At 67.4% G+C, this 20,312-nt stretch carries 23 protein-coding genes; 13 read left to right on the forward strand and 10 right to left on the reverse strand.

Going from position 1 to position 20,312, the window contains the following annotated elements; all coding sequences use genetic code 11:
• Positions 1–28: 28 nt before the first annotated feature.
• Positions 29–511, forward strand: coding sequence for a cupin domain-containing protein (locus tag BLA15945_RS02175; RefSeq protein ID WP_174991361.1), 483 nt, complete (start codon positions 29–31; stop codon positions 509–511).
• Positions 512–613: 102 nt separating this feature from the next.
• On the opposite strand, the gene BLA15945_RS02180 is transcribed toward BLA15945_RS02175, so the two are convergent.
• Together BLA15945_RS02180 and BLA15945_RS02185 are read right to left on the reverse strand one after the other, a co-directional pair.
• Positions 614–1,423, reverse strand: a complete 810-nt coding sequence (locus tag BLA15945_RS02180; RefSeq protein ID WP_174991362.1) for an SDR family oxidoreductase — start codon at positions 1,421–1,423, stop codon at positions 614–616.
• A complete protein-coding gene (locus tag BLA15945_RS02185) occupies positions 1,420–2,253 on the reverse strand; it encodes a molybdenum cofactor biosynthesis F family protein (RefSeq protein ID WP_174991363.1) in 834 nt (277 codons plus the stop codon). Before BLA15945_RS02185 ends, BLA15945_RS02180 begins: the two co-directional genes overlap by 4 nt.
• 170 nt (positions 2,254–2,423) lie before the next feature.
• On the opposite strand from BLA15945_RS02185, the gene BLA15945_RS02190 reads away from it, so the two are divergent.
• From BLA15945_RS02190 to BLA15945_RS02200, 3 genes are all read left to right on the forward strand, one after another.
• Entirely contained in the window at positions 2,424–3,218 is a 795-nt protein-coding gene (locus tag BLA15945_RS02190; protein WP_174991364.1) for an AraC family transcriptional regulator, read from the forward strand.
• Between the two features lie 166 nt (positions 3,219–3,384).
• A complete protein-coding gene (locus BLA15945_RS02195; protein ID WP_059240947.1) occupies positions 3,385–4,353 on the forward strand; it encodes a DMT family transporter in 969 nt (322 codons plus the stop codon).
• Positions 4,354–4,551: 198 nt separating this feature from the next.
• Positions 4,552–5,100 (forward strand): permease, encoded by a 549-nt coding sequence (locus BLA15945_RS02200; RefSeq protein WP_174991365.1) that lies wholly within the window; start codon positions 4,552–4,554, stop codon positions 5,098–5,100.
• A 109-nt stretch (positions 5,101–5,209) separates the two neighbouring features.
• Here BLA15945_RS02200 and BLA15945_RS02205 read toward each other — a convergent pair whose 3' ends face one another.
• The gene (locus BLA15945_RS02205; RefSeq protein WP_021158165.1) at positions 5,210–5,344 is read right to left on the reverse strand and encodes an entericidin A/B family lipoprotein; all 135 of its coding nucleotides are present in this window, start codon (positions 5,342–5,344) and stop codon (positions 5,210–5,212) included.
• A 234-nt stretch (positions 5,345–5,578) separates the two neighbouring features.
• Between BLA15945_RS02205 and BLA15945_RS02210 the strand changes: the two genes are divergently transcribed.
• Positions 5,579–6,874 (forward strand): aspartate carbamoyltransferase, encoded by a 1,296-nt coding sequence (locus BLA15945_RS02210; protein WP_059239813.1) that lies wholly within the window; start codon positions 5,579–5,581, stop codon positions 6,872–6,874.
• Between the two features lie 129 nt (positions 6,875–7,003).
• On the opposite strand, the gene BLA15945_RS02215 is transcribed toward BLA15945_RS02210, so the two are convergent.
• Both BLA15945_RS02215 and BLA15945_RS02220 read right to left on the reverse strand, forming a co-directional pair.
• Positions 7,004–7,423, reverse strand: coding sequence for a type II toxin-antitoxin system VapC family toxin (locus tag BLA15945_RS02215; RefSeq protein ID WP_059239811.1), 420 nt, complete (start codon positions 7,421–7,423; stop codon positions 7,004–7,006).
• Positions 7,420–7,686 carry a FitA-like ribbon-helix-helix domain-containing protein gene (locus BLA15945_RS02220; protein WP_233464101.1) on the reverse strand — a complete coding sequence of 89 codons (267 nt, stop codon included), beginning with the start codon at positions 7,684–7,686 and terminating at the stop codon, positions 7,420–7,422. Before BLA15945_RS02220 ends, BLA15945_RS02215 begins: the two co-directional genes overlap by 4 nt.
• A gap of 296 nt (positions 7,687–7,982) precedes the next feature.
• Between BLA15945_RS02220 and BLA15945_RS02225 the strand changes: the two genes are divergently transcribed.
• The 8 genes from BLA15945_RS02225 to BLA15945_RS02260 all read left to right on the forward strand — a co-directional run bounded on the left by BLA15945_RS02225 (position 7,983) and on the right by BLA15945_RS02260 (position 14,214).
• On the forward strand, positions 7,983–10,226 hold the full coding sequence (locus tag BLA15945_RS02225) for a TonB-dependent receptor (protein ID WP_174991366.1): 2,244 nt from the start codon (positions 7,983–7,985) through the stop codon (positions 10,224–10,226).
• A 3-nt stretch (positions 10,227–10,229) separates the two neighbouring features.
• Positions 10,230–10,985 carry a tetratricopeptide repeat protein gene (locus BLA15945_RS02230; protein ID WP_059239808.1) on the forward strand — a complete coding sequence of 252 codons (756 nt, stop codon included), beginning with the start codon at positions 10,230–10,232 and terminating at the stop codon, positions 10,983–10,985.
• Positions 10,982–11,665 (forward strand): Fe2+-dependent dioxygenase, encoded by a 684-nt coding sequence (locus tag BLA15945_RS02235; protein ID WP_174991367.1) that lies wholly within the window; start codon positions 10,982–10,984, stop codon positions 11,663–11,665. Before BLA15945_RS02230 ends, BLA15945_RS02235 begins: the two co-directional genes overlap by 4 nt.
• A 91-nt stretch (positions 11,666–11,756) precedes the next feature.
• On the forward strand, positions 11,757–11,996 hold the full coding sequence (locus BLA15945_RS02240; protein ID WP_059239804.1) for a type II toxin-antitoxin system Phd/YefM family antitoxin: 240 nt from the start codon (positions 11,757–11,759) through the stop codon (positions 11,994–11,996).
• On the forward strand, positions 11,993–12,388 hold the full coding sequence (locus tag BLA15945_RS02245; RefSeq protein WP_174991368.1) for a type II toxin-antitoxin system VapC family toxin: 396 nt from the start codon (positions 11,993–11,995) through the stop codon (positions 12,386–12,388). Before BLA15945_RS02240 ends, BLA15945_RS02245 begins: the two co-directional genes overlap by 4 nt.
• A 106-nt stretch (positions 12,389–12,494) precedes the next feature.
• Positions 12,495–13,214: a M15 family metallopeptidase gene (locus BLA15945_RS02250; RefSeq protein WP_233464102.1), complete on the forward strand. Its 720-nt coding sequence runs from the start codon at positions 12,495–12,497 to the stop codon at positions 13,212–13,214.
• Positions 13,215–13,317: 103 nt separating this feature from the next.
• Entirely contained in the window at positions 13,318–13,902 is a 585-nt protein-coding gene (locus BLA15945_RS02255; RefSeq protein ID WP_059239802.1) for a nucleotidyltransferase family protein, read from the forward strand.
• A gap of 171 nt (positions 13,903–14,073) precedes the next feature.
• Positions 14,074–14,214, forward strand: a complete 141-nt coding sequence (locus BLA15945_RS02260; protein ID WP_174991369.1) for a hypothetical protein — start codon at positions 14,074–14,076, stop codon at positions 14,212–14,214.
• A 66-nt stretch (positions 14,215–14,280) separates the two neighbouring features.
• Here BLA15945_RS02260 and BLA15945_RS02265 read toward each other — a convergent pair whose 3' ends face one another.
• The 5 genes from BLA15945_RS02265 to BLA15945_RS02285 are packed head-to-tail and all read right to left on the reverse strand — an operon-like array spanning position 14,281 to position 20,264.
• Complete coding sequence (locus tag BLA15945_RS02265) at positions 14,281–15,039, reverse strand: SDR family oxidoreductase (RefSeq protein WP_059239800.1); 759 nt, start codon at positions 15,037–15,039, stop codon at positions 14,281–14,283.
• Positions 15,036–16,583, reverse strand: a complete 1,548-nt coding sequence (locus BLA15945_RS02270; RefSeq protein ID WP_174991370.1) for an FGGY-family carbohydrate kinase — start codon at positions 16,581–16,583, stop codon at positions 15,036–15,038. Before BLA15945_RS02270 ends, BLA15945_RS02265 begins: the two co-directional genes overlap by 4 nt.
• A gap of 31 nt (positions 16,584–16,614) precedes the next feature.
• On the reverse strand, positions 16,615–17,703 hold the full coding sequence (locus BLA15945_RS02275; RefSeq protein ID WP_059239796.1) for an alcohol dehydrogenase catalytic domain-containing protein: 1,089 nt from the start codon (positions 17,701–17,703) through the stop codon (positions 16,615–16,617).
• A gap of 46 nt (positions 17,704–17,749) precedes the next feature.
• A complete protein-coding gene (locus BLA15945_RS02280; RefSeq protein WP_174991371.1) occupies positions 17,750–18,757 on the reverse strand; it encodes an ABC transporter permease in 1,008 nt (335 codons plus the stop codon).
• Entirely contained in the window at positions 18,744–20,264 is a 1,521-nt protein-coding gene (locus tag BLA15945_RS02285) for a sugar ABC transporter ATP-binding protein (protein WP_174991372.1), read from the reverse strand. The genes BLA15945_RS02280 and BLA15945_RS02285 overlap by 14 nt, the downstream gene beginning before the upstream one ends.
• Positions 20,265–20,312: the final 48 nt, after the last annotated feature.

Genomic DNA, 20,312 nt, shown 5'->3' on the forward strand with positions numbered 1-20,312 from the left:
TCGATATCCCCCAACAGGAGAGCAATCGATGATCCGCCCCGATTTCATCAAGCACTGGACCGAGCTCGAAGAGCCGGAAGCGCATTGCTATCGCGGCGATACCGAGCCGATGGCGCTGGACGCACCGCTTTCCGCCGAGCTCGGCATCACGCGTATCGGCATTCATCACGTGAGGCTTCTACCGGGTCGACGGACGTCCTATCCACATGCCGAAAGCACCGAGCAGGAATTCGTGTACGTGCTCGAAGGCAATCCCGATGTGTGGATCGACGGCGTCCTTTACCCCGTTGCCGAAGGTGATTCCGTCGCGTTTCCGGCGGGCACCGGAATCTGTCACACCTTCATCAACAACACGAGGGACGAAGTCAGGTTGATGGTGATCGGGGAACGCCCGCGCGACGACAACCGCATCCGCTACCCGATGAACGAGGCGTATGAGCTGACCCGCGCGGACCGCTGGGTGGACTGGCCCGCCAGGCCGCTCGGGGACCATGACGGGATGCCGGACTGACGCGCGCGCAGATCCCGCGCCGGAGCGCACCGAGCCTGCGGCGCGAGCTCGCGGCGGGCGGCCGGAACCGCCCCGTTCCAACGGTCGGTACCCGGTCAACCGTCACGCGCCGCCAAGCACCGCCCCGCTCTCGGGCAACGTCGCACCACCATCGACGACGATCGTCTGCCCGGTGATGTACGCGGCATCGGCTGACGCGAGAAACAGCATCGCGTTCGCGATGTCCTCCGGCTCGCCCATCCGCGCGAGCGGAATATCGCGCGCGATCTGCGCGGCGACCGACGCGTCGCCGAGATTGCCGGCCGCTGGCGTGCGGATCATCCCCGGCTCGACGCCGTTGACGGTCACGTTGCGGCGCGCAAGCTCCAGCGCCGCCGCGCGAATGAAGCCGTTCACGCCGGCCTTCGACGCCGCGTAATGCGCGAGCCCCGGATAGACGACGCGCGGCCCCGTCACCGACGACGTGACGAGCAGCCGCCCAGCACCCGCGCGCCCGAATGCCGGCAATGCAGCCTGCGCGAGCCAGAACAGCGCCGACAGATTGACCGACAGCGTCCGGTCGAGCGTCGGTTCGTCGATCTTCGCGAACGGTGTCAGCGGGAAATACGCGGCGTTGTGAATGACGACATCGAGCCGGCCGCCATCGCGCTCGACTGCCGCAACGAGCGCACCCAGCTCGTCGCGGCTGGCGGCGTCGACCCGATACGCGCGCGCATCGCCGCCCGCGCCGGCCAGCGCGTCGGCCTGCGCGGCCGCCGCATCGCCGTTCAGGTCGGCGACCGCGACGAACGCGCCGGATTCCGCGAAGCGGCGCGCAATTGCCGCACCGATCCCCTGGGCGGCGCCGGTGACGAGCACGACACGCCCGCTGAAATCCGCACGCAGGCGGCCACTGCCCAGCACGGCATTCATCGCTGCGCCTCACTGCCGAGCGGATGCACGGTTTCGTTCAGCACCTGGGCATAAGCGCCGATCTGGAAATTCGACAACGTGCCAAAATCGCCACCCTGGAAGCCGAAGATCTTGCCGTCGGTCTTGCGCTGCGCGAGATCGATCAGCACGACGCCGAGCGTCGGTACGATCTTTTCGCGCCATACGAACAGATAAAGCTCGTCTGCAATCCTGAAGTAATGGCAGCGGTCGACATCCGCCAGCCCGGCTTCGACTCCCTGCAGGCATTGCCACGCGTAGAAGTTCTCGTTCAGGTAGATGTGCTCGTAGCATTCGGTCGGGCTGTAGCGGTACATCGTCCGCTTGCCGATCAGCTCGCGCGTGGGCGCATGCAGCGGCCCCGGCTGCGCGTGGCCACCGAGCGTGCCGTGGCGGAATTCCGCATCGACGGCGGTCAGCGGCAACCCGCGTGCGACGCGCGTGAATGCATCGATGCGCGTATCGGCTTCCGTCGGCAGCGTACCGACAACCGACGTCCACACACCGTTGTCGAGATCGACCACGAGGCTAGCCGACGTCGCCCGGACGGTGGAATCGATGTAGTCGACGAAGTACAGTCCGTCACGCAGCCGTGTCACGCGGCACGGCGCGCGGCCGCCCGTGTCGGTCGCCGCGTCGCGCCACTGCAGCGCGCCCGGCTCGAACGTGTAGACGCGCCATGCGCCTGACGCGTCGCCGAGCGCGAGCGTGCGCCCGGCGAGCGCATCGACGGCTGCGAGGATGTTCGCTTCCGGCGCGAAACCGTCCGCGAGCGCGCCAACCTGAATGAATACCGGATCCTGTCGTTCCACCTGCCGTCTCCCGCGCAGCTTCAGGCCCGGCGGGCCATGTACGCTGCAGATGTGCACATGGTGCGGGCTGCGCGCGCCGCGCGGTATCCGCCAAAAGGATGAAGGGCGCGCGGCGCCGGAACGCGCTAAAGTGCTCGTGATCCGCGCCGCGACCGGCGCGAGGAGCACACATGCACCGTGTCACCCACTACCGACGCACCGATGAGGGCATCGAGGCGATCAGCCTCGAGTCCGACCGTGCGTTTCCGCGCCACGCGCACGACGAATTCGGGGTCGGGGTGATCGTCAGCGGTGCGCACCGGTCGTGGAGCGGCCGCGGGCAGGTCGACGCGCTGGCCGGCGACGCGATCATGGTCAACCCGGGCGAGATGCACGACGGCTCGCCGATCGACGCCGGCACGGGCCGGTGCTGGCGGATGCTGTACCTTGCACCCGCGCTGGTCGCGGGCGTCGCGGCGGAAGAGGGCTTGAGCGGCGTCGAGCTCGCGCATCCGGCCGTGCGCGACGCGCGGCTCACGGCCGCCGTCGGCCGGCTGCATGCGTGCATCGTCGCCGGGGTATCCCGGCCGCTCGCCCGCGACGAGGCGCTCGTGATGCTCGTCGCCGGGTTGCTCGCCCGGCACGCGAACCGCATGCTGCCGGCGATCGGTGTCGCACCGGCCGTCCGGGTCGCCCGGGAGCGGCTCGACTCGGCGCCAGCCGCGCCCGTTTCGCTCGCCGAGCTGGCTGGCCTGAGCGGTATCAGCCGCTTCCAGTTGCTGCGCGGCTTTGCGCGCGAGCTCGGCATCACGCCGCACGCGTACCTGATCCAGTCGCGCACGCGGCTGGCGCGCGCGCTGCTGGCCAGCGGCCTGCCGATCGCGGATGCCGCGGCCGAAGCCGGTTTTGCCGACCAGAGTCACCTGACACGCGCGTTCGCGCGCCAGTTCGGGATCACGCCGGGGCAATTCACGCAGGCCGTTTGACGCCGCAGTCACCTCGGCGCAAGCCCCCTGCGCAAGCTGCTGTCGACGGCGGCTGCGCCCGATGACGCATATGCCAGTCCGCAGCGCACCGCGTCCCGCGCTCGCGCCCCCGCCGCTGCAATTTCGTTCAAGACGCACACTGCCGCCGTACGCGACGATGCGGCGCATGAAGACACGACTGATTGGCTATCTCTATCTCGCCGCCGCGATGGCGGGCGTCGGCAGCACCGTCATCGCGAGCCGTCTCGCGGCCGGCGGCCTGCCGCCGTTCGCGGCCACCGCGCTGCGCTTCCTGATCGCGACCCCGCTGCTGTTCGCGCTGATGCGCGCGCAGCGCATGCGCTGGCCGCGCATTTCCGTGCGCGACGGCGTGCTGCTCGTCATCCAGGCCGCGGCGGGCGGCGTCGGTTACACGGTGCTGCTGATCAGCGGCACAAAGCTGTCGTCGCCGCTCGACGCGGGCGTGATGCTCGGCACCTTGCCGGCGATGTCGACGCTGATCGCGGCCGTCGTGCTGCGCGAGCGGCAGACGCCGCGCGACTGGCTGGCCGCCGCGCTCGCCACGGCCGGCGTCGTGTTCGTCACGTTCACGCCCGGCCAGGCGATGCCGTCGCTCCAGACGCTTGCCGGCGATGCACTGGTGCTGGCCGCCGTCGCGTGCGAAGCCGTCTTCATCCTGCTCAACCGGCGGCTTGCCGCGCCGTTCCCGCCCCTCGCGCTGTCCACCGCGATGTCGGGCCTCGGCTTCGTGCTCGCGCTCGTGCCGGCTGCATTTGAATGGCGTGCGGTCGCGAACGGCTGGACCGTCGGCGCCGTGTCGGCGATCACCTACTACGCGCTGGTGCCGACCGTGCTCGGCTACCTCTGCTGGTATGCCGGTTCGGCGCGCACGAGCGGCACCGAAGCCGCGCTGTTTACGGCGGTCGCACCGGTCTCGGCCGTACTGTTCGCGATCGCGCTGTTCGCCGAACCGTTGACCGGCACGCGCGTTGCCGGTATCGCGCTCGTCGTCGCCGGCATGCTCGTCGGCGCGACACGGCGGCGCGAACCGCCTGCCGAAGCGCGCACTACGCACCCGGAGAATCCAGGCCGGCCGGCCAGCCCCGCGCCCGCCGCGCAGACCGCCGCCGACTGACTCGCGCCGGCGCGTCGTGGCGGAAACGGCGGCGACTCCGTCCGCCGCACGGCCAGTCGCCCCCTACGCTCCCGCCCTGCAGGCGGTGACTGTAGGAATGTGTCCGCGCACCGCAAAACCGTTGCGCACCACTGCGCAAGATGCAATATTCGCGGGGCCGGAACCTTTGACAACCATCGAACAACAATCCGCCACGCAATGAACAGGAAGGAAGCCAAAACCAGAATCGCGGTGCTGCTCTCGGCGGGCACGCGGAAGGCCGACGCACTGGCCGAACTGTCGGGACAGGGGCTCAAGGATCGCGTGCTCGCGCACCTGATCGCGTCGCGCCCCGACCCCGAACGCTGCCGCAAGAACAAGGTGCATGTCCGGATTCTGGTCGCGCTCGGCATCGCCCAGCTGGCGATCAGCCTCATGCTCGCGTATTACTTCTTCGTAACCGGCGCCGGCACGGGCCTGGTGGCCGTATTCCTCGCGTTGACCGTGCCGCTGTCGCTGCTGTTCATCTGGGGCTTTGCGACCCATCGCGTCGGCGCGTATCACGCGTTCATCCTGCTGTCGCTGCTGCAGTTGCCGAAGACCGTCACCGAGCTCGGACGCGATCCGTCGTCCGCCCTGCCGAGCCTCGTGATCACGGCCCTGCTGGTGGGCTACGTCTGGTACGTGCGCAACCGGATGTTCCCCGACTACGGCTGGTTTGCGCCGCGCAAGGTCGAAGGCCGCTACGCGTTCGTCGAACACGCCTGACGCCGCCGGCCTGACGCCGCCGGCGCCAGCACCGGCCGAAAAAAAGGCGCCGGGCCGCCCCGCAATCGCGGGACGGCCCGGCGCCTTCTGCATTCCGGAACCGGTCGGCTTACTTTGCCTTTTCAGCCGTATCGCTGATCGCCTGGCCGCCCTTCGAAATATCCTGGCCCACGCCGGCGACCGTATTGCAACCGGCGAGCGCGGCGGTCACCACCAGCAGCATTGCAGCAATCGTACGCGTCATTCTCATTCTCCTTCGAGTCAACAAGCCCGACCGGGCGATTCGTTTGCGGCATGGCGCCCGGCACGATGCCGGGCACGGGGCCTGACCTGATTATACGGAGACGGACGCGGTGTGCCAGTACGAACCCGCCACGTGTCACACGCGCCACACAGCCCGTTCGCGCAGATTTTTCTTGACTTCATTGCGCCACGAACTAATATACGCAACGCGTATATTTTTCGCCAGGAGCCGCCGATGACCGTTCCCCAACAAGCCTTCCTCCGCGACGCGATGCGCCGCCTCAATATGACCCGCGAAGCGTTCGCCAGTCGCATCGGTGTCAGCCGGCGTGCGCTGGACACCTGGCTGTTGCCCGACGACTCGCAGGAATCGCGCGGGATGCCGGAGATCGTCGAGCGCTTCGTGTCGGAAATCGTCGAGCGCGCGGTGCCGGACAGCGGAGACTATACGCAAAGCGTAGATAAACAGGGGCTCTCGAAGCAGTTCCTGTTCGAAGGCAAACCGCAGTTGATCTCGGTCGACCAGTTCTCGCGGGATTCGGTCGAAGCGCTGTTCCGCGTGGCCGATGTGATGCAGCCGATCGCGCGCCGCCACAAGATTTCGCGCGTGCTGGAAGGCGCGGTGCTCGGCAACCTGTTCTTCGAGGCCAGCACGCGCACCCGCGTGTCGTTCGGCGCGGCCTTCTGCCGGCTGGGCGGCTCGGTGTGCGATACGACGGGCTTTACGTTCTCGTCGATGGCCAAGGGCGAATCGATCTACGACACGAGCCGCGTGATGGCCGGCTACGTCGACGCGCTCGTGATCCGCCATCCGGAGAAAGGCTCGGTGGCCGAGTTCGCGCGCGCGACCAACCTGCCCGTGATCAACGGCGGCGACGGCCCCGGCGAACATCCGAGCCAGGCGCTGCTCGATCTCTACACGATCCAGCGCGAGTTCTCGCGGCTCGGCAAGATTGTCGACGGCGCGCACATCGCGCTGGTCGGCGACCTGAAATACGGCCGCACCGTGCACTCGCTCGTCAAGCTGCTCGCGCTGTACCGCGGGCTGAAGTTCACGCTCGTCTCGCCGCCGACGCTCGAAATGCCGGCGTACATCGTCGACCAGATCGCGACGAACGGCCATGTGATCGAGCAGACGACCGACCTCGCGGCCGGACTCCGCGGCGCGGACGTCGTCTATGCGACGCGGATCCAGAAGGAGCGCTTCACCGACGAGTCATTCGAAGGCTATACGCCGGATTTCCAGATCAACCAGGCGCTCGTCGACTCGGCGTGCAAGCCCGACACGCTGATCATGCACCCGCTGCCGCGCGACAGCCGGCCCGGCGCGAACGACCTGTCGGTCGACCTGAATCGCGACCCGCGCCTCGCGATCTTCCGCCAGACCGATAACGGCATCCCGGTACGGATGGCGATCTTCGCGGTGCTCCTCGGGGTCGAGAATCTCGTCCAGCATTCGATGCGCGACGCGACGTGGCGCCCGCCGGCGTACCTCGGGCCGGAGGACGCGGTGTTCCACGGGGTGGATTGACACCGTTCCGGAAGTTTCGCGCCTACCCGGCATCACCTCGGGGAGCGGGCGAGCTTGCCGGATTCGGAACGCGCCGCGTTGCCGGCGCGTTTTCCGTTTCGGCGCGGAAAAAGGGCCGACAATCGCAAACTATCGCGCCCACGGGTCGATGACCCGAAGCCCCACCGCCTCGAACGGCGCGACGTCGCGTGTCGCCACGATCAGGCCGTTTGCCTCGGCCGTCGCGGCAATGTGACCATCGACGACGGCAAGCGCGGTGCCTGCGGCACGCGCCCGCGCGCAAAGGCTCGCGTACGCTTTGCTCGCCGCATCGTCGAACGGCAGGATCCGGCCTCGAAACAATGGAACGACACGCTGCTCGATGCCTTGATGCAGCCAGTCACGCCTGCGCCCTTCCGGCAATCCCGCCACGCCGAACCGCAATTCCGCGAGACTGATCGCGGATAGAAACAGCGTCTCGACGTTCTGAGCATCGAGCCACTCGATCACCGCCGCGCTCGGCTCGCGCCGCAACGGTTCGGACATGACGTTCGTATCAACCAGGATCATTCGAAGCCCATCGGCTCGGTTGGCGTCTTGTCGCGCGGGACGCTGAAGTCGGCATCGCCGGCCGCTCGCCCGATTTCCGCCAGCAACGTTCCCAACTTGAGCCGCCCACCTGGCAAGACGGCCTGCTCGAGGATGTCGCGCACCTCGGCTTCGGTGCTGCGCCCGTGCCGGGCCGCGCGAATCCGAAGTGCGCGATGCACTTCATCAGGCAAATTTCGAACGGTGATCACCGGCCTGATGCGCCCTACCTGGATTGCTTTCAATGCAGTCGCTTTATCGTTTTGCTGTCACGCGTAGCCAGATGCGATGTATCCACTCCAGCCCGCCCGGCAAGCCCGTCACACCTGGCCACTTAGCCATTCCTTCGCGTCTCGCCCGCCCCGCAACGCCTCCGTCACAATCGTCAACAATTCCCCCACAAACACGAACAAGAACGCTTCTCATTTAACATGAAATTACATAGAATGCCGCCTGAAAACAAATCGTAATAATTCCCGGCGGCACGCACATTTCTGCAGCGCACCGCCTCCGGGGCCACATCGCGAGGTCGAAGCGCACCATGAAGTCCCGTCCCGACGAGCTGAAGCTCGGCAAATTCACCACCCTGTGCAGCGTGCTCGCCGCGAGCCCCGCGTTCGCCGACGGCACGCCGCCCGCGGCCCCCGCCAGCACCGAAGGCCATCTCGCGCCGATCGAGATCCAGGGCAAGACCGAGCACAGCTACAAGGCTGACTTCTCCGCTTCCGCCAAATTCACCGCGCCGCTCGTCGACACGCCGAAATCCGTCACCGTGATCCCGCAGGAACTGATCCGGAGCAGCGGCGCGTCGACGCTGACCGAGGCGCTGCGCACCGTGCCCGGCATCACGTTCGGCGCCGGCGAAGGCGGCAACCCGCTCGGCGACCGTCCGTTCATCCGCGGCTACGACACGCAGGGCAGCATGTTCGTCGACGGCATGCGCGACACGGGCGCGACCACGCGCGAAATCTTCAACACCGAGCGCGTCGAGATCACCAAGGGTTCCGACGGCGCGTACGGCGGCCGCGGCGGCGCCGGCGGCAGCATCAACCTGATCACGAAGGCGCCGCACCTCGGCACGACGGCCGCCGCGAGCGCGGGCTTCGGCACCGACCGCTATCGCCGCTTCACGGCCGACGGCAACTGGCAGTTCGCCGATCACGCCGCGTTCCGCCTGAACCTGATGAGCCACAACAACGACGTCGCCGGCCGCGACGCCGTCAACAACGAGCGCTGGGGCGTCGCACCGTCGATCGCGTTCGGCCTCGGCACGCCGACGCGCGTGACCGCGAGCTACTACCACCTGTCGACGGACGACATGCCCGACGGCGGCATTCCGTACTTCTATACGACATCCAACAAGCCCGCGAACGTCGGCACCATCTATCCGGCGCCCGTCGATCGCCACAACTTCTATGGCCTGATCAATCGCGATTTCCGCAAGACCACGTCGGACATCAGCACGATCAAGATCGAACACGACATCACGTCGTCGCTGACGATCCGCAACACGACGCGCTACACGGAATCGACGCAGGACTACATCTGGACGCAGCCCGACGACAGCCAGGGCAACGTGGTGAACGGCAAGGTCTGGCGCCGCAACAACAACCGCGACAGCTCGATCAACAGCCTCGCGAACCTGACCGAGCTGTTCGGCGAATTCCGCACGGGCCCGTTCAAGCACAGCTTCACGACCGGCATCGAGCTGACGCGCGAATGGGGCAAGCGCGATTCGTACACCGTCGCAACCGACACCGGCAAGATCTGCCAGAAAGGCATCGGCGCCGCCTCGGGCTACAACTGCACGAGCCTGTGGTCGCCGAACCCGAACGATCCGTGGGCCGGCTCGATCACGCGCAACAACGACTACGCGCATGCGCGCACCACGACGAAGTCGATCTACGGCTTCGACACGATCGAGATCACGCCGCGCTGGCAGGTCAACGCCGGCGTGCGCGTCGACGACTACTCGACCCGCTTCACCGACACCCAGGCGAACGGCGGCAAGACCACCACGCGCGACGACACGCTCGTGAACTGGCAGGCCGGCCTCGTGTTCAAGCCCGCGCAGAACGGCAGCATCTACGCGTCGTATGCGACGTCGTCGACGCCGGCCGGCATGCTGCTCGGCGAAGGCAGCGAAACGCAGTCGCTCACGCCGGGCCGCGGCGGCGTCGGTCCGAACGCCGATCAGATGTCGCCGGAAAAGAACCGCAGCATCGAGCTCGGCACCAAGTGGAACGTGCTGAACGACAAGCTGTCGCTGACCGCCGCGCTGTTCCAGATCGACACGACGAACGCGCGCGTGACGCTGCCGAACAACCAGTACGCCATGGTCGGCAACAAGCGCGTGCAGGGTCTCGAGCTCGGCGTCGCCGGGCAGATCACGAAGCAGTGGCAGGTGTTCGGCGGCTACACGTACATGAAGAGCGCGCTGCGCGACAACGGCAAGGACAGCGCGAACGACGGCAACCGCTTCCCGAACACGCCGAAGCACAGCCTTACGATGTGGTCGAACTACGACGTGACGCCGAAGTTCACGGTCGGCGGCGGCGCGTTCTACATGTCGGAAGTTTTCGGCGATCCCGCGAACCTGCGTGCCGTGCCGTCGTACTGGCGCTTCGACGCAATGGCGCAGTACCGGATCAACAAGAAGCTCGACCTGCAGCTGAACGTGAACAACCTGTTCAACCGCACCTACTTCGATCAGGCGTACCCGGCGCACTATGCGTCGATCGCGCCGGGCCGCTCGGCGTTCGTCACGCTGAACGCGCGCTACTGATCGATGGAGGCCGTGTCGCTGAAGGCGCTCGCGTCGGTATCGCCGCGCGAGTTCGCCGACATCCTGGCCGGGCCGCCCGAGCGCGCCGCCGCGTGGGTCGCGGCGGCCGCCGACAACGGCATCGTCGACGCGCAGGCCGTCTACGGGCAGTACCTGCTCGACGGACACGGCGTCGCACGCGATCCGGCGGCCGCGTTCAACTGGTTCCGGCATGCGGCGCGAGCCGGCCATCCGATGGCGATGAACATGCTCGGTCGCTGCTACGAGTTCGGCTGGGGAACGGCCGCATGCGCGCCGGTTGCCGTGTACTGGTACCGTCTCGCCGCGCAGGCGGGCCTCGACTGGGGCATGTACAACTACGCGACGGCGCTCGCGCTCGGCAACGGCGTCGACGAGCACCGCGCCGACGCGCTCGACTGGTTTCGACGCGCAGCGGCGCTCGGCCATGCGAAATCGATCAACCTGATCGGCGGCTTCTACGAAGATGGCTGGGTCGTCGCCGTCGATGTCGATGCGGCGTTCGACCACTATCGCCGCGCGGCCGAAGCCGGCGACTTCCGCGGCCAGTTCAACTATGCGCGGCTGCTCGCCGAGCGCGGGCGCATCGACGAAGCGCTCGGATGGCTCGCGCGTGTGCCGGCCACCGCGACGCCCGCGTTCACCGCAAAGATGCGCGCGTATCTCGTGTCGTCGCCGATCGACGCGTTTCGTTCGGCGGCCATGCAACTGGCGCCGCATGCAATGGAATCCGCATCATGATGCTTCATATCCCCGGCGTACTGACCAACGCGCAAGTCGCGCAATGCCGCGACCTGCTCGATGCGGCCGAATGGGTCGACGGCAACGCGACGTCCGGCGCGCAGTCGGCGCTCGCGAAACGCAACCGGCAATTGCCGGAAGGCTCGCCAGTCGCACGTACAGTCGGCGACGCGATCCAGGATGCGCTCGCGCGCAATCCTCTGTTCTTTTCGGCAGCGTTGCCGCTCAAGGTATTTCCGCCGCTGTTCAATCGCTACGAAGGGGGCGAAACGTTCGACACGCACGTCGACAACGCGATCCGGCTGTTGCGCGGCACGGATTTCCGCGTGCGCTGCGACCTGTCGGCCACGCTGTTTCTCGAAGAACCCGAGGCGTACGACGGCGGCGAGCTGTGCGTCGAGGATACGTACGGCGTGCATCGCGCCAAGCTACCGGCGGGCGATCTCGTGCTGTATCCGGCATCGAGCCTGCATCACGTGACGCCTGTCACGCGCGGCGAGCGCGTGGCGTCATTCTTCTGGATCCAGAGCATGGTGCGCGACGACGGCGACCGCACGCTGCTGTTCCAGCTCGATACGCAGATCCAGGCGCTTTCAGCCGAAAAAGGCGCGAAGGACCCGATGGTCATTGCGTTGACGGGGATTTATCACAACCTGTTGCGGAAGTGGGCGGATGCGTAGCGCGAGGGGGTAACACGGTCTGCCCCGGGCGCTTGCGCCGGGTCGGAATCCATGACTAAAATGACCATCGTCAAATGACCATGCTCATCTCGTGATGCCGCACGCTCCCGTATCGAAATCCGAATTCAAGGCTCGCGCGCTCGAATACTTCCGGCTCGTCGAGGCGTCGGGTGAAAGCCTGATCGTCACCGACCACGGCAAGCCGACGCTCGAGATCCGGCCGTATCGCGCACGCGAGGCTCAGCCGTTGGACATATTGCGCGGCTCGGTCATGCGCTACGACAATCCTCTCGATCCGATTGCGGAAGAGGATTGGGAGGCGTCGCGGTGATCGTGCTGGATACGCATGCATTGGTGTGGTGGGTGGCGGGCGATCCTTCGCTCAGCAAGAAAGCACGAAGCGCGATCGATCGCGCACGGAGTGAAGGCACGCTCGCCGCATCGGCGATCTCCGCGTGGGAGATTGCGATGCTGGTGCGCAACGGTCGCCTCGCGCTGTCGATGGATGTCGACGCGTGGCTCGCCACCGTCGCGCAGATCGACGGCATGCGCTTCGTGCCCGTCGATGCCGACATCGCCGCGAAATCCACCGACCTGCCCGGCACGTTCCACAAGGATCCGGCCGACCGCATGATCGTCGCGACCGCGCGGCGGCTCGGCGCGCAGTTGATCACTCGCGACGAAAAAATCCGCGCGTACGCGCACGTCAAGACGCTCTGGTGAGCGCCACCCGCCCGCGCACCCAACCGCCGCACGTCCTCGGCCGGACTCTGGCATATTGGCGATTCGTCTGACCAAAACGATCACGGCCGCCTCACCGCATCGGCTCGTGACCCGCAATCGTCACCTCGCCGCCCTGCCCGTTACCGTGATACCGCTCTCCGATCCCGCCGTCCGGTCGATCGCCCTGATGGAGTCGCACGAAGGGTTCGTCGATCTCGCCGCCTACGATGAACGCATCGCCGTCGACCTCACCCGCAGCGTCGTCGAAAACACGAGCCCGCATTTCCTGAAGGTGCGCCGCGGCGTCGCCGAACGGCTGGCTGCCGCCGCGCGAACGCTCCCGGCCGGCGTGCGCCTGTATGTGAAGGAAGGCTATCGCCCGCTCGCGCTCCAGCGCGACTACTTCACCGGCCATCTCGCGCACTTGCGCGCGACGCTGAATCCGCTGCCATCCGACGATGCGCTGGTCGAACTCGCGAGCCACTATGTCGCGCCGCCTGAAGTCGCGGGCCATCCGACCGGCGCCGCCGTCGACCTGACGTTGATTGCCGCCGACGGCACCGAGCTCGACATGGGGTGCGTTCTCGACGCCACCGACCCGGAATCGTCCGGCGCGTGCTACACGCACAACGCGTTCATCAGCCGCGCCGCCGCACGCAACCGCCAGGTGCTGATCGCCGCACTGACCGGCGCCGGCTTCACGAATTACCCGTCCGAATGGTGGCACTGGTCATTCGGGGACCGCTATTGGGCTGTCGTCCAGAACGAATCGCACGCAATTTACGGTCCTGTCGAGGAAAGCATGCTCGACGAAGCGTCGCGATGACAGTCTTTCCGGCCTGACGGGCGCGAATCGGTAACATCCTCACTTGCCGATCCCGGCCCGCTCCCGCACAATCGCAGCACCTGTCTCACTCCCCCCCGCGCCGATGTCCTATGCGTCACTCGCCACCGGCGTCCTGCTCGCCGGCGGCCTTGGTCAACGCTTCGACCCGAGCGGCCTGCACAGCAAGTTGCTCGCGCTGCTTCCCGACGGCACGCCGGTTGCGGTCGCAGCGGCCCGCCATCTCGCGGCCGCCACGGCCGACGTGATCGCCGTCGTCCGCCCCGGCGCCGAAAAACTCGCCATTCTGCTGAACGAAGCCGGCTGTCAGGTCGTGTACGCGCCCGACGCATTGCGCGGCATGGGCGCGAGCCTCGCGGCCGGCGTGCGTGCGACTCCCGATTCGAACGGCTGGCTCGTTGCGCTCGGCGACATGCCGTGGATCGCGGCGTCCACCTACGAGGCCGTCACGCGCGCACTCGAAGCCGACAACGCATCGATCGTCGCGCCCGCGCATCGCGGCGTGCGCGGCCATCCGGTCGGTTTCGCCGAGCACCACTTCGATGCGCTCGCCGCGCTCGACGGCGACACGGGCGCCCGCGCGTTGTTCGCCAGCGTGCCGGTGAAACTGCTCGACGTCGACGATCCCGGTATCCTGCGCGACGTCGACACCCCGGCGGATTTGCGCTGATTCGAACGTGCATGGCGGCACGATCCCGCACGAATACCGTCAATGCACGGACTTCGCCGACGATCGGCAACCGGCCGCAATAATCCCGCTGCAAACGCGCGTCCGATTGGCTATAACGGAGACGAGGCGCACCCGCCACGCCGCCGCTGTCACGCACTGCGCGAGTTCTCCATGACCGATCACACGACCCCGACGCCCGAGCCACCGGCCGACCCGAACCGCGATCCGGAAGACGATCCGCTATCGTCGCCGCCCGGTCATCACGGCAACCCGCAGCAACCGGACGAACCGCCGAGCAAAGATCCGGTTTAGCCGCACGCGCCGCCACGCCTCTACTCCGCTGTTTCCCCGTCATGCGCGACCGCCGCATGACGGCGACTAACGCGCGGTATACCCGCCGTCGACCGGCAGCGACACGCCGCTGATCATCGACGCCGCATCGCTCAGCAAAAACAGGATCGGCGCGACGACTTCGTCCGGCTCCGCAAAGCGCCCGAGCGGAATCGCGGCCAGCATCGGCGCGCGCTTCTCGGGTTCGCTCCACGCGAACTGCGCCATCGGCGTGAGCGTGACGGTCGGATTCACGCTGTTCACACGAATGCCGTGCGGCCCGAGTTCGATGCACAGCACACGCGTAATCGCGTCCATCGCCGCCTTCGACGCGCAATAGCTCAGATGCGCGGGTAGGCCGACCAGCGCGGCCTGGCTCGACACGTTGACGATGCTGCCCCGCGCGCGTGCCGCGCCGCGCCCGTCGCGTTCGACCATCTTGCGCGCGACAGCCCGTGCGACGAGCGCCGCACCGCGTGCATTGACGGCCATCACGCGATCGAAGTGTCCGGCACCGACGTCGAGCGCCGGTTCGAGCGACGCGATCCCCGCGCAATTGACGAGGCCGTCGAACGCGTCGTGCGCGGCAAGCGCGGCATCGATCGCGTGTTCGTCGCCGCCGACGTCCATGCGCACCGTCTCGCACGCAGTCTCGCTGGCGAGCGTGTCGAGCGCGGCCAGGTCGCGCCCTGCCGCGACAACGCGCGCCCCCGCCTGCGCCAGTGCGATCGCACACGCGCGCCCGATCCCGCTCGATGCGCCCGTGACGAGCACCCGCGCGCCGCTGAAATCGAATCGTGAGTTCATGATGATGTGCCCAGCCTGTGCATGATCGGCTTGAGTGCCGGATACAACGCCGTATAGAGCGCGAAACGCGCGTCGTACGCTTTCGCGCGATCGCCATCGGGCCGCGCACGTTCGACGAGCGTGACCCAGCCGCCCTGCGCGTCGTCGTCCGACACGAGCCCCGCTCCGACGCCCGCGAGCAACGCGGCCCCCATCGCGGCTTCGACGTCCTGCTCGATCGTCCACACCGGAAAGCCCGTCACGTCCGCAATGATCTGCATCCACAGCGCCGAGTGCGCGGCTCCGCCGACGACGATCAACCGGTCGTCCAGCGCGACTGCCCCGCGGCGGCCGGCCTCGATGTTGTGTCGCAACGCAAATGCAACCCCCTCCAGCACCGCGCGATACAGGTGCGCGCGCGTATGCGCGAGACTCAGCCCGACGAACGCGCCGCTCGCCTTCGCGTCCCACACCGGGCTGCGCTCGCCCATCAGGTACGGCAGGAACAGCACGCCGTCGGCGCCGGCCGGCACGCGCTCGGCCGCCTCCTCGAGCAGCACGTGCGGATCGCCGTGCGGCAACAGGCGCGCCGCATCGATTTCCGCCTGACAGAACTGGTCGCGGAACCACGCGACCGACGCGCCGGCCGTGATCGCACCGCCGAACACGTACAGGTCGCGCTGCCCGTCGAACACGTGCGGCATGCTGACGAGCCCGTGCCGCGCATCGACGTGCCGGTTCACGTAGCCCCAGCACATGCTGGTGCCGATCATCGCAACGTGCTGCCCGGTACGCGTCGCGCCGGCCGCGAAGGTCGCAACGGCCGCATCGACACCCCCGGCCACGACGGGCGTGCCGGCCGGCAGGCCGAGCTGCTCCGTCCATTGCGACAGCAGCCCGCCGACGATCTCCGTCGAATCGACGAGCCGCTCGGGCATCATCGTCGCCGGAATGCCGAGCATGTCGAGTGCGTCGTCGGACCATTCGCGGCGCGCGACGTCGTAGACGCCGCCGATATTGCCGGCCGAACTGTGATCGACCGCGACCTCGCCGGTCAGCAGGTAGATCACGTACGCGTTCGGCGGCAGGAAATAGCGCACGTTCGCCCACACATCCGGCCGCTGGTCGCGCAGCCACAGCATCTTCGTGAAGCCGTAGTAGCTGTCGACACCGTTGCCCGTGATCACGCGCAGCCGTTCGACGTTCACGTGTTCGTTGACCCAGTCGACTTCCGCGGTCGCGCGCCGGTCCATCCAGATCAGGCACGGATGCAGCGGCCGCATGTCGATGTCGACCGGAATGCCCGAGCCGCCGTACAGGCTGCTCACGCACATTGCACGGATCGCATCGGCCGGCACACCCTGCGCGCGTGCCTCGCTCACGCAACCCGCGACGCATTCGAGCACCGCGTCGAACCACACTTGCGGCCACTGCTCGGCCCACAGCGGGCGCGGCGTGTCGGGTTGATAGCCGGCCGAACGCCGTGCGACGATCGTGCCATGCCGGTCGACCAGCAGCGCCTTGGTGCTCTGCGTGCCGATGTCGACGCCAATCACGTATTCCATGATGTCTCCGGTGAGGCGCATGCCTGCCGCCTCAGCGGGCCGGCTTCAGCAGCACCTTGATCGATTCGGGCGATTTCGCGACGCGGATCGCGTCGTCCCAGTCCTCGAGCGCGAAGCCGTGCGTGACGATGCCTTTCGACGTGACGAGCCCGCGCGCGAGCAGGTCGATCGCGATCGGATAGCAGTATGGCCCAAGGTGCGCGCCGCGCACGTCGAGCTCCTTGCGGTCGCCGATGATCGACCAGTCGACGGTCGCATCCTCGCCGAACACGCTGAATTCGACGAAGCGGCCGAGCTTGCGGATCAGGTCGAGCCCCTGGCTCACGCCGACCGGCGCGCCGGTCGTCTCGATGTACACGTCGCAGCCGTAGCCGTCGGTCAGCGCGCGGACGATCTCGCGCGCATCGTCGCGCCTTGGGTTGATCGTCACGTCGGCGCCGTATTGCCGCGCGAGTTCGAGCCGTTCGTCGATCAGGTCGATCACGACGAGTTTTTTCGGCGTCTTCAGGTGCGCGACCTGCGTCATCATCAGCCCGAGCGGGCCTGCGCCCGCGATCACGACGACGTCGTCGAGCTGGACATCGCCGCGATTCACCGTATGAATTGCGCACGACAGCGGCTCGATGATCGCCGCATCTTCGAGCGAGACGCCGAGCGGGATCTTGTGAACGATCGCGGTCGGCGGAATCCGCATGTACTCGGCCATCCCGCCATCGGCAACCTCGCGCTGGAAGCCGAAGATGTTGTGCACTTCGCACATCCAGTACTGGCCCGACTTGCAATAGCGGCACTTGCCGCACGGCACGATCTGCTCGGCGATCACGCGGTCGCCCATCGCCACGCCGAAATGCCCGGCTGCGCCGTCGCCGAGCGCTTCCACGTAGCCGAAGAATTCATGGCCGGGAATCACCGGCGCCTTCACCCAAGGGCTCGGTCCGCCCCAGAACATCTTCGCGCCCGTATAGCACTTGCAGTCGCTCGCGCAGATCCCGCACGCGGCGATGCGGATCACGAGCTCGTTCGCACCGGGGCGCGGCTTCGCCACCTGTTCGACGCGATAGTCCTCGGGGCCGTGGCAGACGACCGCGGTCATGCGCGGCGGGTCTTCGGGTGTCGTCATGAGTTGTCTCTTTCGTGAGTGATTCGGATGACTGATGAACCGGTCGTTACCGCGACCGTTCGCGGCTGATGTAGATCGCGAGCAGGATGATTCCGCCCTTGATCACGTTCTGCACATACGGATTCACGCCGATCATGTTCAGCCCGTTGTTGAGCACGCCGAGCAGCAGTGCGCCGACCAGCGTGCCGAGGATCGCGCCGCGCCCGCCGGAGATCGACGTGCCGCCCATCACGACGGCCGCGATCGCGTCGAGCTCGAAGCCCACGCCCGCGTTCGGCTGCCCGCTCATCAGCCGGCCCGTCAGCACGATCGCGGCAAGCGCCGACGTGAGCCCGGCCAGCGTGTAGACGATCAGCTTCACCCGCGCGACACGCACGCCGGTGAGCCGCGTCGCCTGCTCGTTGCCGCCGATCGCATACACGTAGCGGCCGAACGGCATGCGCTCGAGCAGCAGCCACGCGATCGCATAGACCACCAGCATGGTCAGCACGGGCGCCTGGATGCCGAGCACCTTGCCGCTGCCGAAGAACGCGACCCAGTCGGGCAAGCCGTCGATCGGATAGCCACCCGTATAGATCAGCGCGAGGCCGCGCGCGATGCCCATGGTCGCGAGCGTGACGATGATCGGCGGCATCCCCGCGAACGCGACGAACACGCCGTTCAGGAAGCCGAAGCCGAAGCCGACCGCGATGCCGATCGCGAGCGCGGCGACCGCGTTGACACCCGCGACCATCAGCCCGGCCGCGAGCGTGCCCGACAGCGCCATCACCGAGCCGACCGACAGGTCGATCCCGCCCGTCAGGATCACGCAGGTCATGCCGACCGCGATGATCGCGTTGATCGATACCTGGCGCAGCACGTTCTCGAGGTTCGCGGCGGACAGGAAGCTCGGGCTCGCGATCATCATCGCGATGCACACGACGATCAGGCCGACGAGCGGATAGAACAGCGTCGAGCGCCGCAGTTGCGCCCACATCGCACGTGGCGGCGGCGCGTTGCCGGCAGTGGCCGCGAGCGTCGTGGAAGGCGTGGAAGAAGAATCAGGCAGGTTCATGGGTCGCTCCTCGCGTGCCGGCCGTGGCATAGGTCATGACCGTGTCGGGATCGATCTCGTCGCCGGCGAGCGTCGCCTCGATGCGTCCTTGCCGGAACACGGCGACGCGATCGCACATGCCGACGATTTCCGGCAGCTCGGACGAGATCATGATGATGGCGTAGCCGCGCGCGGTGAGTTCGCGCATCAGCCCGTAGATTTCGGCTTTCGCGCCGACGTCGATGCCGCGCGTCGGCTCGTCGAAGATCAGCACCGACGTGTGATGGTTCAGCCAGCGCGCGATCACGACCTTCTGCTGGTTGCCGCCTGACAACGTCGCGACCTCGGTGTGGATCGACGGCGCCTTCACGCCGACGCGCCGCATCACGTCGTGCGTCGTGCGCGCCTCGCTGCCGCGGTCGATCAGCCAGCGCATCGACCGGTATTTGCCGAGGTTGTTCAGCGAGATGTTGTCGCGGATCGAGAACGACGTGACGAGCCCTTCTGTCTTGCGGCTTTCCGGCAGGATGCCGATGCCGGCGCGCAGTGCGTCGGCCGGATCGGCAAGCTTCGCCGCCGCGCCGCGCACGCGCACTTCCTTGCGGTGCGCGCGGGTCGCGCCGATCACCGCCAGCGCCGTTTCCGTTCGGCCCGAGCCGACCAGCCCGGCGAAGCCGAGAATCTCGCCGGCCCGCAGCGTGAAGCGGTTCACGGGGCCGTCGCGCTCGATCTGCAGCGCCTCGACTTCGAGCACGGCCGGCGCATCGGCCGGCAGCGCCGGTTTCGGCGGAAAGCTGCTTTCGATCCGGCGACCGACCATCATCCGCACCAGTTGCTCGACGTCGGTGTGCGCGACGCCGGTCGTCGCGACGTACTGGCCGTCGCGCAGCACCGTGATGCGATCGCACACCGCGAAGATCTCGTCGAGATGGTGCGAGATGAAGATCATCGCGACACCCTGCCGCTTCAGCTCGCGCATGATCGCGAACAGGTGCCCGGCTTCGGCCGGCGTGAGCGTGGCGGTCGGCTCGTCGAGAATCAGGATGCGCGCGTCGAGCGACAGCGCCTTGCCGATTTCGACGAACTGCTGCTGTGCGACTGACAGCGCGCGGATCGGCGCATCGAGATCGATCGCCACGCCGAGCCGCGCGAAGATCGCGGCGGCCGCATCGCGCATCCGCTTGCGGTCCCGGGCGCCCCAGCGGTTGCGCAGCTCGCGGCCGAGGAACAGGTTGTCGACGGCATCGAGGTGCGGAATCAGGCTGAATTCCTGGAACACGATGCCGACGCCCGCCGCGACCGCGTCGTGATAGTCCGCAAAATGGCGTGCGGTGCCGTCGATCTCGATCGTGCCGGTATCCGGGTGATGAATACCGCACAGGATCTTCATCAGCGTCGACTTGCCCGCGCCGTTCTCGCCGAGCAGCGCGTGGATCTCGCCGCGCGCAATCTCCAGATGAATGTCGGACAGCGCCTTCACGCCGGGAAAGCTTTTCGTGATGTGGCTGAGCCTGAGTATCGTGTTCATCGGCTTCTCCGTGCGAAGGGCGCCGGCCGTGCCGCCGCCCGTCGCGTC

This window comes from Burkholderia arboris (assembly GCF_902499125.1).
GTDB classification, from domain to species: domain Bacteria; phylum Pseudomonadota; class Gammaproteobacteria; order Burkholderiales; family Burkholderiaceae; genus Burkholderia; species Burkholderia arboris.